Origin of the sequence: Pseudomonas sp. NFR16, from assembly GCF_900108875.1 — a bacterium.
In the GTDB taxonomy this organism is placed as follows: Bacteria; Pseudomonadota; Gammaproteobacteria; order Pseudomonadales; family Pseudomonadaceae; genus Aquipseudomonas.
In genome coordinates this window covers 514,427-529,490 of sequence record NZ_FNYJ01000002.1, presented here as the reverse complement: position 1 = coordinate 529,490, position 15,064 = coordinate 514,427, and the positions used below count along the sequence as shown (strand labels likewise).

Genomic DNA, 15,064 nt, shown 5'->3' with positions numbered 1-15,064 from the left:
GAAACGTCAGATCGGTGAGCGCCGCTCGCTCAATCCCACACCAACAATTCAGCGGGCGTCGGGTTGTAGCCGTTGCACGGATTGTTCAGCTGCGGACAGTTGGATATCAGCACGATCACGTCCATTTCAGCGCGCAGTTCCACGTACTTACCCGCGCCGGAGATGCCGTCTTCAAAGGTCAGGCCGCCTTCCGCGGTGACCGGCACATTCATGAAGAAGTTGATGTTCGGGCTGATGTCGCGCTTGCCCAGGCGGCCGTCGTGCATACAGGCGCGCAGGTAGTTGTCGCGGCAGCTGTGCATGTGGCGTTTTTCCAGCGCGTAACGCACGGTGTTGCTCTCTTGCGCACAGGCGCCGCCAAGGGTGTCGTGGCGCCCGCAGGTGTCTTCGACGATGGTCAGCATCGGTTTGCCGAGGTTGGAATACAGCACGCTGCCCTTGCTCAGATAAACGTTGTTCTGCCGACGCAACGTGCGCTGTACGTCATAGCGCTCGCGCGGGTTGGCCAGACTGTAGAACAGCGTATCGACCGCCTGATTGCCTTCCAGGTCGAGCAGGCGCAGGGTCTGCCCGGCCTTGAGCTCGGTCAGCGACGGTTCGCCTGCCGGAATGTGGGTGATGGAAACGGGGGCGTTCGTGTGGGTGTGTGCAGTGTTCATGGCAGGCCTCCTCAGGCGAACAGGCGGTCGGTATTGAAGAAGCCGCGCACGTTTTCCTCGCGTGAGGTGCGGCAGTGCTCGGCGACACTGGCGTCAGCTTTCATCCAGCTCAGCTTCACGGGCTGCGGGGCATAGTCGGGATTGGGGTCCATCGGGTGTTGCAGCGCGGTCAGCACGACCAGCGTGTCCATCGGGGCATAGAGCTCGATGTAGTCTCCCGCTTTGGCATTGCCGGGGACGAAGGCGAGGGCGCCGTGATCATCGACGTTGACCCGACTGAACAGGTTCAGGGTCATCAACAGATCGGACAGCCCCAGCCCCCATTTGCCCATTTCCACCAGCAAGTTGTCGGCGCCGTTGCGGAAGAAGCCGTTGCGCAGTTCCTGATAGCGGCCCTGGCCATATTTTTCAGTCACTTCTTCGGCGCACAGCACGCCGCCGATGCTGTCGCTCCAGCCGCAAGTGTCAGCGGTGATTGCCGCCAATACGCGGCCCATGTCCGAATACAGGCAATGGCCGGTGGTCAGCTTGGCGGTGTGTTGGCATTTGAGGCTGTCGGGCAGGTTCAGCCGCTCGGTTTTTTCGTGGGCGTTGAACATCGTCAGGCTGACGTTGGCGTTGCCATTGATGTCGGTCAGGCGCAGCAGCTCGCCACGTTTGAGCACGAAAGACAGGTGGCCGCCGCCAGGCAGCAGCTCTTCGGCGAAAACCGGGAACACAGTGGTTGAATCAGTCATGTCGAAATCCTTCAAGCCGTTTGCAGCGATTCGATGGCCGCTCGCGCGGCGCGGCGATCGCTGTTCAGGGGAATGTCGTAAGTGATGCGGGCGCCGTAGGCACCGGGGGCGTGCGGGTCGTGGCGGACTTTGTCGAAGACCATCAGGCGCGTGCCGAGATTGAAGCCTTCGGACAGGTCATGGGTGACCATGAACACGGTCAGTTGCGTCTCGCGCCACAAGTCCAGCAGCAGCGCGTGCATGTCCTTGCGGATGCCTGGGTCGAGTGCGCCGAAGGGCTCGTCGAGCAACAGCACGCGAGGTTTCATGATCAGCGCCTGGGCGATGGCGAGACGTTGTTGCATGCCGCCTGACAGCTGCGTCGGGTATTTGTCCAGCGCGTGGCCCAGGCCAACCTTGTGCAGCAGCACCGAAGCCTGCTCCCGCGCGTCGCGTTTGGCTTTTCCGAACAGTCGCCCCAGCAGCGCCGAGCGCGGCAGTTCGAGCCCCAGCGCGACGTTGTCGAGCACCGAAAGGTGCGGAAACACCGAGTAGCGCTGAAACACCACGCCGCGGCTGGCATCCGGCTCTCGGGCCAAGGGCTGGCCGTCGAGCAGAATGCTGCCTTTACTCGGCACCTCCTGGCCCAGCAGCAAGCGCAGAAAGGTCGATTTGCCGCAGCCCGATGCGCCGACGAGGGTGCAGAATTCGCCTTCGGCAATGCTCAGGTTCAGGCCTTCGAGCACCACTTGATCGCCGTATTGTTGCCAGACGTTATTGACCGAAATGAAGCTCATGCGCGCGCCCCCTCGTACCACGGAAACGCTTTACGCGTGAGGGCCTTCAGGCCCCAGTCCATCAGCCAGGCCAGCAAGGTGATCCAGACCACGTAAGGCAGGATCATGTCCATCGCCAGATACCGCCGCACCAGAAAGATCCGGTAACCCAGCCCGTCGGTGGACGCAATGGCTTCCGCCGCGATCAGGAACAGCCACGCCGAACCCAGCACCAGCCGCAGCGAGATCAACAGGCGCGGCAGCAGCTGCGGCAGCACCACCCGCAGAATCAACGTCCATGTCGAAGCGCCGAGTGTCTGTGCCTTGATCAGCAGTTCGACCGGAATTTCCCGGGCGCGCTGCTCCAGATCACGCGCGAGCACGGGTGTAATGCCGATCACGATCAGCATCACTTTCGACAGCTCGCCCAGCCCGAAGACGATGAACAGGATGGGCAGAATCGCCAGTGGCGGCACCATCGACAGGACGGTCAGCAGAGGAGACAACGGCGCACCGAACAGCGGCAGCACGCCCGATGCAATGCCCAGGCACAATCCGACGATTGCGCTGATCGCAAGCCCGATGGCCAGACGCTGCAGGCTGGCGCCGGTGTCCTGCCAGAGGATGTATTCGCCAGTGCGTTGGTCGGGAATGACCGCCACACGTTTGATCGCATCCGTCATTTGCACGGCGCTGGGCAACAGCTTGTCGTTGGGGTTTTCCGTCAGCCGCGTTGCCGAGCCTGTGAAGTAGGCGAACAGCAGCAGGGCGAACGGCAGGATCACCAGAATCAAACGGCTGGCGCGATCCGGGCGGCGGTTTATCAGACGCATAAATGTGACCTTCAGCGGAGCGGGTTTTACAACTTGCCGTCAGCGGCCATCTGCACGTAACTCGGGTCGAAGTGCAGCTTGAGATTGCCCTTGTCACCCTCGGTCACGCTGTTGGCGAAGGTCATGCCCACCGCGCTCGAGTCCTTGGCGCCTTCGCCCAACAAGCCGTGTTCGAAGGAAAAGTCGGCCACCTTGCGCATGGTGCTCGGCAGCTGTTTGCTGGTGGCGAATTCCAGGGCTTCTTTAGGCGTGGCGAACAGCTTGGTGGTGTCCAGTTGCGACTGGAAACCGGCCAGATCGGTACCCGAAGCCTTGGCCATGTGCTCAAGCGCCTTGCTGGACTCGTCGGATTTGGCGTTCATCAGTGCGACGACTTCGAACCAGGCGCCGGTCAACGCCTTGCCCAGTGCCGGGTTGTCCTTCAGGGTCTGGGTGTTGACGACCATCATGTCCATGATCTCGCCAGGGATCTTGCTGGAGTCGAACACTTCAGTGACGCCAGGCTTGGCCTTGATCTCCGACAGCATCGGGTTCCAGGTGGTGACGGCTTTGACCTCGCTGGTGTTGAAGGCAGCCGCGATGTCTGCGTCGGAGGTGTTGACCACCTTGAGGTCCTTCTCGGTCAGGTCCACCGAGTCCAGCGCGCGGGCCAGCAGGTAATGGGACACCGACAGCTCCACCAGATTGACGTCCATGCCTTTCAGATCGGTGACTTTCTTGCCGTCGCCCTTGATGACGATGCCGTCGTTGCCGTTGGAGAAGTCACTGACGACCAGCGCCGTGCTCTCCACGCCACCGGCGGCAGGAATGGTGAGGGCGTCCATGTTGGTCATTGTGCAGCCGTCGAACTGCCCGGCGGTGTACTGGTTGATTGACTCGACGTAGTCGTTGAGCTGGGTGACCTTGATGTTGATGTTGTACTTCTTGGCCCACTTGTCGACGATGCCTTGAGTGCCCGCATACTCCCACGGCATCCAGCCGGCATAGATCGTCCAGCAGACGTCGAAGTCTTTTTTCGGGGCGGCGTTGGCCGAGAGGCTGAAAGCTGCGATGAGGCCTGCGGTGATCAGGCCGAAGAGAGGGGACTTCTGCATTGGAAAACCTCCAGTAGCGAAAAGGGGCGTTCAGGAGCACGGCGACACCACTGGTGTCCTGTCTCCCGGGCTTTTATCCCGCCGTGTAACCTCTACTGGAGGTCGCCAACTCTCGGACCAGCCACTCGCTTCAAGCGAGCCGGAACCCTAGTCGGCTATTGCAAATTGTGGTGCCGCGAACCGGTGTTGACTCCTGCACAGGGATTACCAAGCGAGAGTTGTGCCAAGTTGTGGCAGGCCTTGTTAGGTGGGAGCTGTGGCGAAAACCTTGGTCTCGGGAGCGGAAGAACATGCACTGTTGCGGGGCGCCGTCCGGCGGTTGGGGCTTGAGCTGGGGCACTCGAAACGGATCCGGCAGTCTTAAATTACGTTCTCGGCAATTGGGAGAACGCCGACCAGCGCCGCTGGTTCGAGCTCTATCGCGGTCCGGGAGGCCGCCATGTATCGACGAAGCTTGCTTACCGTTTTGATGACACTGTCCCTCGCAGGTTGCTACGGAGGCTATTACGAGTCAGAGACGTATACGCTGCCAAGACCGGTCTACGGCAGCGGCTATAGCAGCAGTTATGTGTACGACGGCTATCGCCCTTACGCTCCATCCGGATATTACGGATCAACAGTTTATTACTCATCGCCGCGTTACTACTCGGCACCGCGCTATTACGCGCCGCCTCCGCGGTATTACGCCCCGCCACGCTATTACGGCCCGGGCTATGGCGGCGGTCGCCCCGGATACGGTGGCGGTCGACCCGGTTATGGGGGTGGTCACTGGAATGGTGGGGGAGGCGGCTATCACGGTGGCGGTGGCTACCATGGTGGCGGCGGCTCCGGTTATCACCCACCACCGCCCGGTCCAAGGCCCGGCGGTGGCGGTAATGGTCCGCGTCCGGGATGGAACGGTAATCCGGGCGGTGGCGGCGGGGGAGGCCGACCTCCGGGAAGGCCCTCAGGCGGCATTCGTCAGGACGGCGGATTCGGCCGTGGCGGACACGGCGGTCCCGGCGGCGGGAATCGCTGAAGCAGACACCCCTCGTGAGAACATTCAACGGCGCTCCTGTGAGCGCCGTTTTCTTGTCCCGACCTGGCATGCAACGGCGGCCAATCCAGCACACCGATCTGGCTGATGCCGCTGGCATACAGAGTACGACGGCTGGGAGCGCTGTATCTGTCAAGTCAACGTGTAGGAGCGTGGCTTGCCCCGCGATCTGGCGCGCAGCGGCAGTCAATCCTTCGCATCTGCCTGAATCTGCCAATGCATCAGGTTGATGACTGCTCTGCGACCGAACACGCAGCAAGCCATGCTTTTGTTTGTCCGACCTTCAATATTCCGACAGATCAGCCAGCGGATGACGTCCTTCCCAGGCCTTTTCGAAATGCGCATCGATCACGGCCAGCGGTATCGTCGCGATGTCCTGCCAGTGCCAGCGCGGCGTCTGATCCTTATCGATCAACCGGGCACGTACCCCTTCTGCGAACTCAGGATGCCGGCAGCAATTAAGGCTCATGGCGTACTCGAGTTGGAACACCTCGGCCAACGACATATGTCGAGCGCGCTGTATCTGTTCCCAGACCAGTTGTGCCGTCATCGGGCAACCTTCGATCAGCGTCTTCGCAGCCTTGGCGATCAGCGCGTCGTGCGAGCCGAGTTCAAGCTTCAACGCGTTCCAGGCCCCCGGTGCATCGGCGACATCCAGCAGTTCGTCGATGGCCTTTCGACGCGGCAGCCATTGGGCCTGGGGCAACTGCACTACGGCCTCCTGCTGCAAGGCCTTGAACAGGCTGTTGAGTTGCACGGCGGTCTGTTCCTGCCAGTTGATCTGCAGCAGCCGGTCGATCATTTCCTCCTGCTGGCCGTCCAGCAGAAACCGATCGGCGAGGTCCAGATCCAGCGCGTCGCGACCATTGATGTGGGCGCCGGTCAGGCCCAGAAACAGCCCGAGCTTGCCAGGCAATCTCGACAGGAACCAGCTGGCGCCTACATCGGGGTACAGGCCAATGCTGACTTCCGGCATCGCCAGCCGGCTGCTCGGCGTGACGACGCGGATGCTGGCCCCTTGCAGCAAGCCCATGCCTCCGCCAAGGACATAACCGTGGCCCCAGCAGATAAGCGGTTTTGAGTATGTGTGCAGCTTGTAGTCCAGTCGGTATTCAGCCGCGAAGAAGTGCGCCGCCAATGGTGGGACGGTTCCGGTTTTTCCGCGTCCGGCCTCGATCAGCGCCCTGACGTCTCCTCCCGCGCAAAAGGCCTTCTCGCCGTTGCCGCGCAACAGCACGCAGACGATTCCGGAGTCGCTTTCCCACGCGTCGAGCCGATCCTGCAGGGCGAGGATCATTGGCAAGGACAAGGCATTCAGGGATTTTTCCGCGTCCAGCGTGGCAACGCCCAGACGGGCGCCATCGGCGGCGGTGAGCTCTTCGAATTGCAGATTCATCGTGACCTCTTGTCAGTGGTACGGGCATCTAAAGGACTGTGAGTCCCGTCGAGGCCGGGAAGTTGCAAATCAGGTGACGCAGACCAGTGTAGGAAACGCGACGCGCGCTGCGCTGGAAATAATTGGCGACAACCCCTAAAGTCCGCCCATTTGTTCCTGCCGGATTTAGCATCATGACCAATGACGACCGCATCAAACTGGAGGCCAGCTGGAAGCAGGCCCTGCGCGAGGAATTCGAAAAGCCTTACATGGGCGAGCTGCGTGAGTTTCTGCGTCAGGAACATGCGGCGGGCAAGGAGATCTACCCGCCAGGCCCGCTGATTTTCAATGCCTTGAACTCCACTCCGCTGGACGACGTCAAGGTGGTCATCCTCGGTCAGGATCCTTATCACGGCCCCAATCAGGCGCACGGGCTGTGCTTCTCGGTGCAGCCAGGCGTGCCCGCGCCGCCCTCGCTGGTCAACATTTACAAAGAGCTCAAGCGCGACCTCAACATCGACATTCCCAATCATGGCTATCTGCAATCCTGGGCCGAGCAGGGTGTGTTGCTGCTCAACACCACCCTTACCGTCGAGCGGGCGAATGCCGCTTCCCATGCGGGCCGCGGGTGGCAGCACTTTACCGACAAGATCATCGAAACCGTCAGCGCCCACCAGCCGCATCTGGTGTTCCTGCTGTGGGGCGCTCATGCGCAGAGCAAGAAAAAGCTCATCGATGCCACCAAGCACCTGATCCTGACGTCCGTGCATCCTTCACCGCTGTCGGCCTACAAAGGCTTCCTCGGTTGCGGGCATTTCGGCATGGCGAACAAGTTTCTGATCGACAACGGCATCTCGCCGATCGACTGGCGGCTGCCGGCCAACGTCTGACGCAAGTGTTTCGCCAGTCGCATGAAGGTCGAATTCTGCGGCGCAGGTATCCACAGCATGCCCCGGCCTCTTCCCGGCTGAAGCCGGGTCTGCAGACGCTGCAAACGTTTTGTTTGACCGGCTTTGCCAGCTTGCGAAAACAGTCGAACGCCTACGGTTTTGGGTCGGCGCAGGCTTTACGATCCCAATAGCGAAACAATGGCTCCGCCAGAAATAACACAAACAAAAGCCTCATCACCTGCATCGCCGTCACTAGTGGCACTGACAGTTGCAGCACCTCGGCGGTCAGGCTCATTTCCGCAATGCCGCCGGGCATCATGCCTAGAGTGAGGGAGCGCAGGTCCAGGTGAGTCAAGGTGCTCAACGCCAGTGCGCACAGTGCGGCGATGCTCATCGTCAGCGCCGTGCCAATCAGCGTGCGCCCGATGAACGAGGGCGCACGGCGGAAAAACGCACGATTGAAATGACACCCCAGACCGCTGCCGATCAGCCATTGACCTATCTGACTGCCGCCATTGGGCAGGCCGATGTGCAGGTCGAAGCTGACGCTGATCACCGCGCTCACCAGCAACGGCCCGAACAGCCACGGATTGGGCTGCTTCAATCGTTGCCAGAGCCAGGCCACCAATGCGCCCAGTGGAAACAGAATCAGCAGCCACCACCCATCCACCACGCTTGCGTGGGAGGGCGGGCCGCCGTTACCCATCAGGTATTTGAAGATCGCCGGAACGCACAGCACCACCGCCAGCACCCGAAGGCTCTGGCCGGCGGCGACGTTGCTGAGGATCGCGCCATTGCGCGCGCCAAGGTTGACCATTTCGCCCGAACCACCGGGCATGCTGGAAAAGAAAGCAGTCGCGCGGTCTTCGCCGGTGCGCAGCATGAGCCACACGCCAACGACGCTGGATACGCTGGTCACCAGCGCGCCGATGAAAATCAGGCCGAAGTGCGAAACCACCTGTTCGATGACCACCGGGGTGAAATGCAGGCCGATCCCGATGCCGACCACCCATTGGCCGCACTTGCGGCCGCCGGGAATTTCAGCCAGCTGCCATGGCGTCAGGCAGCGAACCAGAATGATCGCCAGCAACGAGCCGACCATCCACGGCAAAGGCCAGCCGACCTGACTGGCGAGGTATCCCCCCAGCAGGCCGACCAGCGGTGTTCCCCACCATGTCTTGAATGGCCGGTCAGACATCGGCCAGCGCGCGACGCTGCACGGCGCGTTTACGCCAGATACGGATCAGCGGCAGCACCAGCATGAACGCGGTGACCACCCAGACGCCCAAGGTGATCGGGCTGGACCACAGGATGTCCATCGAGCCATTGGAAATCGACAACGCGCGACGCAGGTTCTGCTCCATCAGGCCACCCAGAATGAAGCCCAGCAGAATTGGCGACAGCGGGAAGTCCAGCTTGCGCAGGATGTAACCGAAGATGCCGATGCCCACCATCAGGAACAGGTCGAACGTGGTGGCGTGCACCGCATAGACACCGATACCCGTGATGATCGCGATCACCGGCACCAGCGCCCAGTTAGGGACGGCGAGGATGCGGGTGAAGATGCGGATCATTGGAATGTTCAGGATCACCAGCATGATGTTGGCGACGAACAGCGAGGCGATCAGGCCCCAGACGATGTCTGGTTGCTGTTGAAACAGCAGTGGCCCAGGGGTGATGTTGTACAGCGACAGCGCGCCGATCATGACCGCAGTGGTGCCTGAACCTGGAACGCCCAGCGTCAGCATCGGCACCAGCGCACCGCAGGCGGTTGCGCCGATGGCGGTTTCGGGCGCTGCCAGACCGCGCATGTCGCCCTGCCCGAATTTGCCGCCCGCACCCGCGATGCGTTTCTCGGTCATGTAGGTCACGGCGCTGGCAAGCGTGGCACCGGCCCCTGGCAGTACGCCCATGATGAAGCCCATCAGACCGCAGCGGATGTTCACGGCGAATACCGAGCTGGCTTCCTTGAGGTTGAACATCATGCGGCCCGTCGCCTTGACGGCTTCCTGACCGCGATGGGTCTTCTCCAGCAACAGCAGGATTTCACTGATCGAGAACAGGCCCAGCACCAGCACCACGAACTGAATGCCGTCCGCCAGGTGAATGTTGTCGCCGGTGAACCGGTACACGCCGCTGTTGGCATCGATGCCGATACTCGACAGAAACAACCCGATCAACGCCGCGACGAAAGTCTTGAGCGGACGATCGCCGGCCATGCCGCCCAGGCAGACGATGGCGAACACCATCAGCACGAAATACTCAGCCGGCCCAAAGGCAATTGCCCATTTCGCCAGCAGCGGGGCGAACATGACCATGCCACACGTGGCAATCAGCGCGCCGATGAACGAACTCCATGCCGACAAGGACAACGCCACACCCGCCAGCCCTTGGCGCGCCATCGGGTAGCCATCGAGCGCGGTCATGACGGTAGATGCCTCGCCTGGAATGTTCAGCAGGATCGAGCTGATGCGCCCGCCATACTCACAGCCCAGATAAACCGCCGCCAACAGAATCAGCGCCGACTCCGGTGGCAGGCCCAGTGCGAAAGCGATGGGGATCAACAGGGCGACGCCGTTGATCGGTCCCAGCCCCGGCAACAGGCCGACGATGGTGCCGATCAGGGTGCCGGAAAGTGCTGTAACCAGGTTGTATGGGGTCAGCGCGACGCCGAAGCCCTGGCCCAGATAGCCGAGAGTGTCCATATCAGTTCTCCAGAACGTCGAGCAGGCCCAAGGGCAGTGGCACATCCATCACCTTGTCGAACAGCACGTACAGCGCGATGCTCATGAAAGTGATGATGACGATGCTGGGCAGCCAGCGACCGCCATACAGGCGCGCCATCGGGATGCCGATCAGCATGCTGCTGAGCACAAAGCCCAACGGTTCGAACAGCCCGGCGAAGATCAGCAGTAAAAGGGTGCAGATCCCGATCTTGATCAGGGTCGGACGGTCCAGCGGCGGTTCGTCCTCGGAATGCTTGATCGGCGTCGGGCGGATCAGCATGTAGAGCAGCGAAATGCCCATCAGCCCCAGCATCAGCAGCGGAAACGCACGCGGGCCGACGGGCTCATAGGAAAACGGGGCCTGATAAGGCCAGGCCATGAGTGCCAGGCCGATACAGGCCAATAGCAGCACCAGGGCGAAAATGCGTTGCAAGACCATGGGAAAGCTCCTGGGTCACACCACCGCGCAGGCGGCGTGACCGTCGTCAGTCAATTGGACTCAATCACTGAATCAGGCCGAATTCCTTGGCCAGCGTCTTGTATTGCGCGACTTGCTTCTTGACGTATTTGTCCAGTTCCTCGCCGGTCATGGCGAACGGGAACAGTTCACGCTGGTCGCGCAGCTTGGCGAAATCCTCGGAGGCCAGCAGCTTGTCGAACGAGTCTTTCCACCAGTTGTATTCTTCGTCGGTGACCTTCGGCCCGAGGTAGAACCCGCGCACCACCGGCCAGACGATGTCGTAGCCCTGTTCCTTGGCGGTCGGGATGTTCTTCATTTCCGGTTCGTCCAGGCGTTGCTCGGAGAACACAGCCAGCAGGCGCATGTCGCCGCTGAGAATGTGTGGCATGGAGTCGGAGATGTCGGTGGAACCCACTTGAATATGTCCGCCGAGCAATGCCGTGGCGATTTCGCCGCCGCCTTCCAGGGCCACATAACGCAGGTCACGCGGGTTGATGCCGGCGGCCTTGGCGATCAGCGCCGTCTGCATCCAGTCCTGACTGCCCACAGTACCGCCGGAACCGATGACCACTTTGCTCGGGTCGGCCTTCAGCGCTTTAACCAGATCGTCGAGGTTCTTGTACGGTGAGTCGGCTTTCACCGCGATGGCGCCATAGCTGGTGCCAACGGCCGCCAGCCAGCGCACGGCGTTTTCATCGAAGCGCCCGAACTTGCCCTGTGCCAGGTTGAGCAAAGAGCCGCTGGACCACGCGACCAAAGTGCCGGCATCTGCCGGCCGCTGGGCGACCACCGCGTTGTAGGCCACCGCGCCGACGCCGCCGGGCATGTAGGTCACGCGCATGGGTTTGGTCAGGATTTTCTCGTTCACCAGCGCGCTTTGCGCCAGTTTGCAGGTCAGGTCAAAGCCGCCGCCGGGCGAGGCCGGGGCAATGCATTCAGGACGCTTGGGCTCACTGGCCGCCCACAACTGGGTGGCAAGCAGCATGCAGCTGGCAGCAACGCTGATTCGACGCATCGATAGGGTCATGGTCTGTCTCCAGAGGAGTTGTTGTTTTTGGAAGGTCAGGTAATCGGTCAGGCGCGTCCGCACGCTGGCTGCGCGTTAAAGACCCGTGTCAGGGACGTGACGAAGCACCGCGCGACAGGGCTGCGTGGCGAACAAAAAACGGAACGGGATTCGGGCGGCACGGTGGCCGAGGATTGCAGTGATTGCATCACCGATGACTCCGATATTGTTTTTATTGTTGAAAACGCGTCGAGGCGTTTTTCGTCACGACTCAGGGCCATTGCGCAGGCGGCGCTGGCCGCAGGCGTAACAAGTCGTGACTGAATCCTAATCAGCGAAGCTTTCATCAACCTTTCAACTACCTTTCATAAAGCTTTCGCCACAGGCGCACTGAGCGGAGGTGGCCTGATTCGAGCGGGACGGGTCTTCACAGACGGCAGCGCGCCTGTAAACTCCGCCACCAACCAACGCCTGATTCGGGAGAAGTCGATGCGTGTCCTGCTCGTCGAAGACCATCTGCAACTGGCTGAAAGCGTCGCACTGGCGCTCAAGGGCAGCGGACTCACCGTGGACGTTCTGCATGATGGCGTTGCAGCCGATCTGGCGTTGGGCAGCGAGGAGTACGCGGTCGCGATCCTCGATGTCGGCTTGCCGCGCATGGACGGTTTCGAGGTGCTGGCGCGCTTGCGTGCTCGCGGCAAAAACATCCCGGTGCTGATGCTCACGGCGCGCAGTGACGTCAAGGATCGCGTTCACGGCTTGAACCTCGGCGCGGATGACTACCTGGCCAAGCCCTTCGAACTCACGGAACTGGAGGCGCGGGTCAAGGCGCTGCTCAGGCGCAGCGTGCTGGGGGGCGAGCGTCAGCAGCGCTGCGGCGTACTGGTCTATGACCTGGACACGCGGCGGTTCACTCTTGGCGATGAGATGCTGACCCTGACCTCCCGGGAGCAATCGGTGCTCGAAGCCCTGATCGCCCGACCTGGAAGGGTGATGAGCAAGGAGCAACTGGCGGCGCAGGTGTTCGGTCTCGACGAAGAGGCGAGCGCCGATGCCATCGAAATCTATGTGCATCGCCTGCGCAAGAAGCTCGATGGTCAGCCCATCGCCATCGTCACCTTTCGTGGGCTGGGTTACTTGCTGGAAAGCCGGGATGCTTAATCCGTTTCCCTCCGCGGAAAACAGCCTGCGCTGGCGCTTGCTGTGGAACCTTGGCCTGTTGTTGGTCGTGCTGATGATCGCCAGCGGCATGAGCGCCTACTGGAACGGTCGCGAAGCGGCTGACACCGCTTACGATCGCACCTTGCTGGCTTCGGCCAGAACCATCGCCGCCGGTCTGTCCGCGCACGACGGCACTCTCAGCGCCGACGTCCCCTACGTGGCTCTCGACACCTTCGCTTACGACAGCGCCGGGCGCATCTACTATCAGGTCAACGACATCCACCAGAAGCTGATTTCCGGCTACGAAGATTTGCCTGCGCCGCCGCCCGGCACGCCGCGAACCGATGCCTATCCCGCGCTGGCGAAGTTCTACAGCGGTCGTTATCAGGGCCAGGACGTGCGCGTCGTGAGCCTGCTCAAAGCGGTGAGCGAACCGAACATGAACGGCATCGCCGAAATCCGCGTGGCCGAAACCGAAGAGCAGCGCGTGGCCATGGCCCGCAGCCTGATGGCCGATACGCTGCTGCGCCTTGGTATGCTCGGCAGCGGCGCGTTGTTGCTGGTGTGGTTCACCGTGAGCGCCGCGCTGCGTCCGCTGGAGCGCTTGCGCACGGCGGTTGAAGAGCGTCAGCCGGACGACCTGCGCGCGCTGCCCATGGTTGAGGTGCAGCATGAACTGCGGCCCTTGGTCAGCTCGCTCAATCACTTTACCGAACGCCTGCGCATGCAGTTCGAGCGTCAGGCGCAGTTCATTGCCGATGCCGCCCATGAACTGCGCACGCCACTGGCTGCGCTCAAGGCCCGCGTCGAACTGGGGCTGCGCGATCAAGAGCCGGATGCCTGGCGCGCCACGCTGGAAAGCACGGCCATCGGCACTGACAAGTTGACGCATCTGGCCAACCAGTTGCTCTCCCTTGCCCGCATCGAAAACGGTGCGCGGGCGGTTGCGGAAGGCGGCGCTCAGTTGCTCGATCTCAGCCAGTTGGCGCGCGAACTGGGCATGGCGATGGCGCCGCTGGCACACGCGCGCGGTGTCGCCCTGGCGCTGGAGGCCGATGCGCCGATCTGGGTACGCGGCGAACCGACGTTGCTCAACGAGCTGCTGAGCAATCTGGTGGACAACGCCCTGGCGCACACGCCGCCGGGCGGAAACGTCGTGCTGCGCGTGCATGCGCCGTGCGTTCTTGAAGTCGAGGATGACGGCTCCGGCATTCCGCTGCACGAGCGCGACCGCGTGTTCGAGCGCTTTTACCGGCGCCATCAACAAGGCACTGGTTCCGGGCTGGGTCTGGCGATCGTGGGTGAAATATGCCGGGCGCATCTGGCGCGCATCACGCTGCACGACGGTGCTCAGCGCGGCCTGAAAGTCCGGGTGACATTTGCGGCGGTGGAAACGGAAGGACGGTAGCGGCGCAAGACGTTTGAGGCCGGCTCAGTACAGCAGTGTCATCGCTTCGTTCATCTGGTTGATCAAGGCGCCTTCCGCCATGTTCAGGCCCAGTTGAGCGACCGCCGGAATCGCCTGGACGTCCAGGTGCGGGTAGGGCCTGCCGGTGGCTTCATGAACGTGAACCGTCGCCACTTGCACCAGGTCCACGTAATCGGCCTGTTGCGACACCCTGCTGAAATTCTGGAACTGGCGCGGCACGATCGCCAGGGCTTCGGGGAAGTCCCAGGAACGCAGCAGCCGCTCGCCGATGATCGGATGAATCCGCTCGATGACATGATTCAGGCTGATCGGGTCTGCGAGCAGTTCGAAGTTATCTTCTGCGTACGTGAGGATCGGCAGCACGCCGATGAGGTGGATCAGCCCGGCAAGTGTGGCTTTGTCGGCTTTCAGATGCGCCCGGCGGTGGCTCAGCAGGTTGCTCACGCCCGCCACCTGCAGGCTGAGCTTCCAGATGTCGCGCATCTTGGTTTCAACGACCTCGGATTTGGCATGGAACATCTGCTCCACCACCAGCCCGATCGCCAGGTTGCAACTGTAATTGACGCCCAGCCGCCGAACCGCTGTCAGCACGTCGCTGACTTCGAAGTTCGGCCGCAGCAGCGGGCTGTTGACGACTTTGATCAGGCGCGCGGACAGCGCTGTATCACTGCCGATGACCTTACTCAGGGCAATGATGGAAATTTCCGAATCTTCCGCCGCCAGGCGAATTCTCATTGCCACTTCAGGGAGCGTCGGCAGGAACAGGGCGTCTTTGTCGATCGCCTTGATCAGGTTCCTCTGCACCTCGTCAGCCATGCTACTCATATCGGGTCTCTGGATATTGCCTTCCGGCCAGCGCCTGGCCATCCGATGGCCCAGGCGCGGGCGACTACGCTGACAGCT

The 15,064-nt window shown here is 61.8% G+C and carries 16 protein-coding genes and 1 riboswitch; of the genes, 5 read left to right on the top strand and 11 right to left on the bottom strand.

The features are described 5' to 3' along the window. Nucleotides 1–29: 29 nt before the first annotated feature. The 5 genes from BMZ10_RS11125 to BMZ10_RS11105 are packed head-to-tail and all read right to left on the bottom strand — an operon-like array spanning nt 30 to nt 4,078. A complete protein-coding gene (locus BMZ10_RS11125) occupies nt 30–659 on the bottom strand; it encodes an urea amidolyase associated protein UAAP2 (RefSeq protein ID WP_093461458.1) in 630 nt (209 codons plus the stop codon). Between the two features lie 11 nt (nt 660–670). After that, nucleotides 671–1,396, bottom strand: a complete 726-nt coding sequence (locus BMZ10_RS11120; protein WP_093461455.1) for an urea amidolyase associated protein UAAP1 — start codon at nt 1,394–1,396, stop codon at nt 671–673. 11 nt (nt 1,397–1,407) lie between these two features. Further along, the gene (locus BMZ10_RS11115) at nt 1,408–2,172 is read right to left on the bottom strand and encodes an ABC transporter ATP-binding protein (protein ID WP_093461452.1); all 765 of its coding nucleotides are present in this window, start codon (nt 2,170–2,172) and stop codon (nt 1,408–1,410) included. Next, entirely contained in the window at nt 2,169–2,984 is an 816-nt protein-coding gene (locus tag BMZ10_RS11110; protein ID WP_093461447.1) for an ABC transporter permease, read from the bottom strand. The genes BMZ10_RS11115 and BMZ10_RS11110 overlap by 4 nt, the downstream gene beginning before the upstream one ends. Before the next feature lie 26 nt (nt 2,985–3,010). Continuing rightward, complete coding sequence (locus tag BMZ10_RS11105) at nt 3,011–4,078, bottom strand: putative urea ABC transporter substrate-binding protein (protein ID WP_093461444.1); 1,068 nt, start codon at nt 4,076–4,078, stop codon at nt 3,011–3,013. A 60-nt stretch (nt 4,079–4,138) separates the two neighbouring features. After that, a riboswitch (guanidine-I (ykkC/yxkD leader) is annotated at nt 4,139–4,240 on the bottom strand. Nucleotides 4,241–4,517: 277 nt separating this feature from the next. On the opposite strand from BMZ10_RS11105, the gene BMZ10_RS11095 reads away from it, so the two are divergent. Next, entirely contained in the window at nt 4,518–5,096 is a 579-nt protein-coding gene (locus tag BMZ10_RS11095) for a hypothetical protein (protein ID WP_256214477.1), read from the top strand. 301 nt (nt 5,097–5,397) lie between these two features. Here BMZ10_RS11095 and BMZ10_RS11090 read toward each other — a convergent pair whose 3' ends face one another. After that, nucleotides 5,398–6,510, bottom strand: a complete 1,113-nt coding sequence (locus BMZ10_RS11090; RefSeq protein ID WP_093461441.1) for an enoyl-CoA hydratase/isomerase family protein — start codon at nt 6,508–6,510, stop codon at nt 5,398–5,400. A 170-nt stretch (nt 6,511–6,680) separates the two neighbouring features. Here BMZ10_RS11090 and ung point away from each other — a divergent pair, with 170 nt between their 5' ends. Continuing rightward, complete coding sequence (gene ung, locus BMZ10_RS11085) at nt 6,681–7,379, top strand: uracil-DNA glycosylase (RefSeq protein WP_177182118.1); 699 nt, start codon at nt 6,681–6,683, stop codon at nt 7,377–7,379. A 151-nt stretch (nt 7,380–7,530) separates the two neighbouring features. Here ung and BMZ10_RS11080 read toward each other — a convergent pair whose 3' ends face one another. The 4 genes from BMZ10_RS11080 to BMZ10_RS11065 form a co-directional block, all read right to left on the bottom strand. Beyond that, entirely contained in the window at nt 7,531–8,577 is a 1,047-nt protein-coding gene (locus BMZ10_RS11080) for an AbrB family transcriptional regulator (RefSeq protein ID WP_093461435.1), read from the bottom strand. After that, nucleotides 8,570–10,084: a tripartite tricarboxylate transporter permease gene (locus tag BMZ10_RS11075; RefSeq protein ID WP_093461432.1), complete on the bottom strand. Its 1,515-nt coding sequence runs from the start codon at nt 10,082–10,084 to the stop codon at nt 8,570–8,572. The genes BMZ10_RS11080 and BMZ10_RS11075 overlap by 8 nt, the downstream gene beginning before the upstream one ends. Before the next feature lies 1 nt (nt 10,085). Further along, nucleotides 10,086–10,544, bottom strand: a complete 459-nt coding sequence (locus BMZ10_RS11070) for a tripartite tricarboxylate transporter TctB family protein (protein WP_093461429.1) — start codon at nt 10,542–10,544, stop codon at nt 10,086–10,088. Between the two features lie 64 nt (nt 10,545–10,608). Next, nucleotides 10,609–11,592 (bottom strand): Bug family tripartite tricarboxylate transporter substrate binding protein, encoded by a 984-nt coding sequence (locus tag BMZ10_RS11065; RefSeq protein WP_093461426.1) that lies wholly within the window; start codon nt 11,590–11,592, stop codon nt 10,609–10,611. Between the two features lie 27 nt (nt 11,593–11,619). On the opposite strand from BMZ10_RS11065, the gene BMZ10_RS11060 reads away from it, so the two are divergent. The 3 genes from BMZ10_RS11060 to BMZ10_RS11050 all read left to right on the top strand — a co-directional run bounded on the left by BMZ10_RS11060 (nt 11,620) and on the right by BMZ10_RS11050 (nt 14,140). Further along, nucleotides 11,620–11,895: a hypothetical protein gene (locus BMZ10_RS11060; RefSeq protein ID WP_093461422.1), complete on the top strand. Its 276-nt coding sequence runs from the start codon at nt 11,620–11,622 to the stop codon at nt 11,893–11,895. A 165-nt stretch (nt 11,896–12,060) separates the two neighbouring features. Beyond that, on the top strand, nt 12,061–12,732 hold the full coding sequence (locus tag BMZ10_RS11055) for a response regulator (protein ID WP_093461419.1): 672 nt from the start codon (nt 12,061–12,063) through the stop codon (nt 12,730–12,732). After that, nucleotides 12,725–14,140 (top strand): sensor histidine kinase, encoded by a 1,416-nt coding sequence (locus tag BMZ10_RS11050; protein ID WP_093461416.1) that lies wholly within the window; start codon nt 12,725–12,727, stop codon nt 14,138–14,140. Before BMZ10_RS11055 ends, BMZ10_RS11050 begins: the two co-directional genes overlap by 8 nt. A gap of 24 nt (nt 14,141–14,164) precedes the next feature. Here the strand turns inward: BMZ10_RS11050 and BMZ10_RS11045 are convergent, their stop codons facing one another. Continuing rightward, nucleotides 14,165–14,986, bottom strand: coding sequence for an HDOD domain-containing protein (locus BMZ10_RS11045; RefSeq protein ID WP_093461413.1), 822 nt, complete (start codon nt 14,984–14,986; stop codon nt 14,165–14,167). Nucleotides 14,987–15,064: the final 78 nt, after the last annotated feature.

Coding starts and splice junctions, on each gene's coding strand:
- BMZ10_RS11050 (WP_093461416.1), top strand. CDS start 12,725: ATGCTTAATCCGTTTCCCTCCGCGGAAAACAGCCTGCGCTGGCGCTTG.
- BMZ10_RS11125 (WP_093461458.1), bottom strand. CDS start 659: ATGAACACTGCACACACCCACACGAACGCCCCCGTTTCCATCACCCAC.
- BMZ10_RS11090 (WP_093461441.1), bottom strand. CDS start 6,510: ATGAATCTGCAATTCGAAGAGCTCACCGCCGCCGATGGCGCCCGTCTG.
- BMZ10_RS11110 (WP_093461447.1), bottom strand. CDS start 2,984: ATGCGTCTGATAAACCGCCGCCCGGATCGCGCCAGCCGTTTGATTCTG.
- BMZ10_RS11115 (WP_093461452.1), bottom strand. CDS start 2,172: ATGAGCTTCATTTCGGTCAATAACGTCTGGCAACAATACGGCGATCAA.
- BMZ10_RS11065 (WP_093461426.1), bottom strand. CDS start 11,592: ATGACCCTATCGATGCGTCGAATCAGCGTTGCTGCCAGCTGCATGCTG.
- BMZ10_RS11075 (WP_093461432.1), bottom strand. CDS start 10,084: ATGGACACTCTCGGCTATCTGGGCCAGGGCTTCGGCGTCGCGCTGACC.
- BMZ10_RS11095 (WP_256214477.1), top strand. CDS start 4,518: ATGTATCGACGAAGCTTGCTTACCGTTTTGATGACACTGTCCCTCGCA.
- BMZ10_RS11080 (WP_093461435.1), bottom strand. CDS start 8,577: ATGTCTGACCGGCCATTCAAGACATGGTGGGGAACACCGCTGGTCGGC.
- BMZ10_RS11070 (WP_093461429.1), bottom strand. CDS start 10,544: ATGGTCTTGCAACGCATTTTCGCCCTGGTGCTGCTATTGGCCTGTATC.
- BMZ10_RS11045 (WP_093461413.1), bottom strand. CDS start 14,986: ATGAGTAGCATGGCTGACGAGGTGCAGAGGAACCTGATCAAGGCGATC.
- BMZ10_RS11120 (WP_093461455.1), bottom strand. CDS start 1,396: ATGACTGATTCAACCACTGTGTTCCCGGTTTTCGCCGAAGAGCTGCTG.
- BMZ10_RS11055 (WP_093461419.1), top strand. CDS start 12,061: ATGCGTGTCCTGCTCGTCGAAGACCATCTGCAACTGGCTGAAAGCGTC.
- BMZ10_RS11105 (WP_093461444.1), bottom strand. CDS start 4,078: ATGCAGAAGTCCCCTCTCTTCGGCCTGATCACCGCAGGCCTCATCGCA.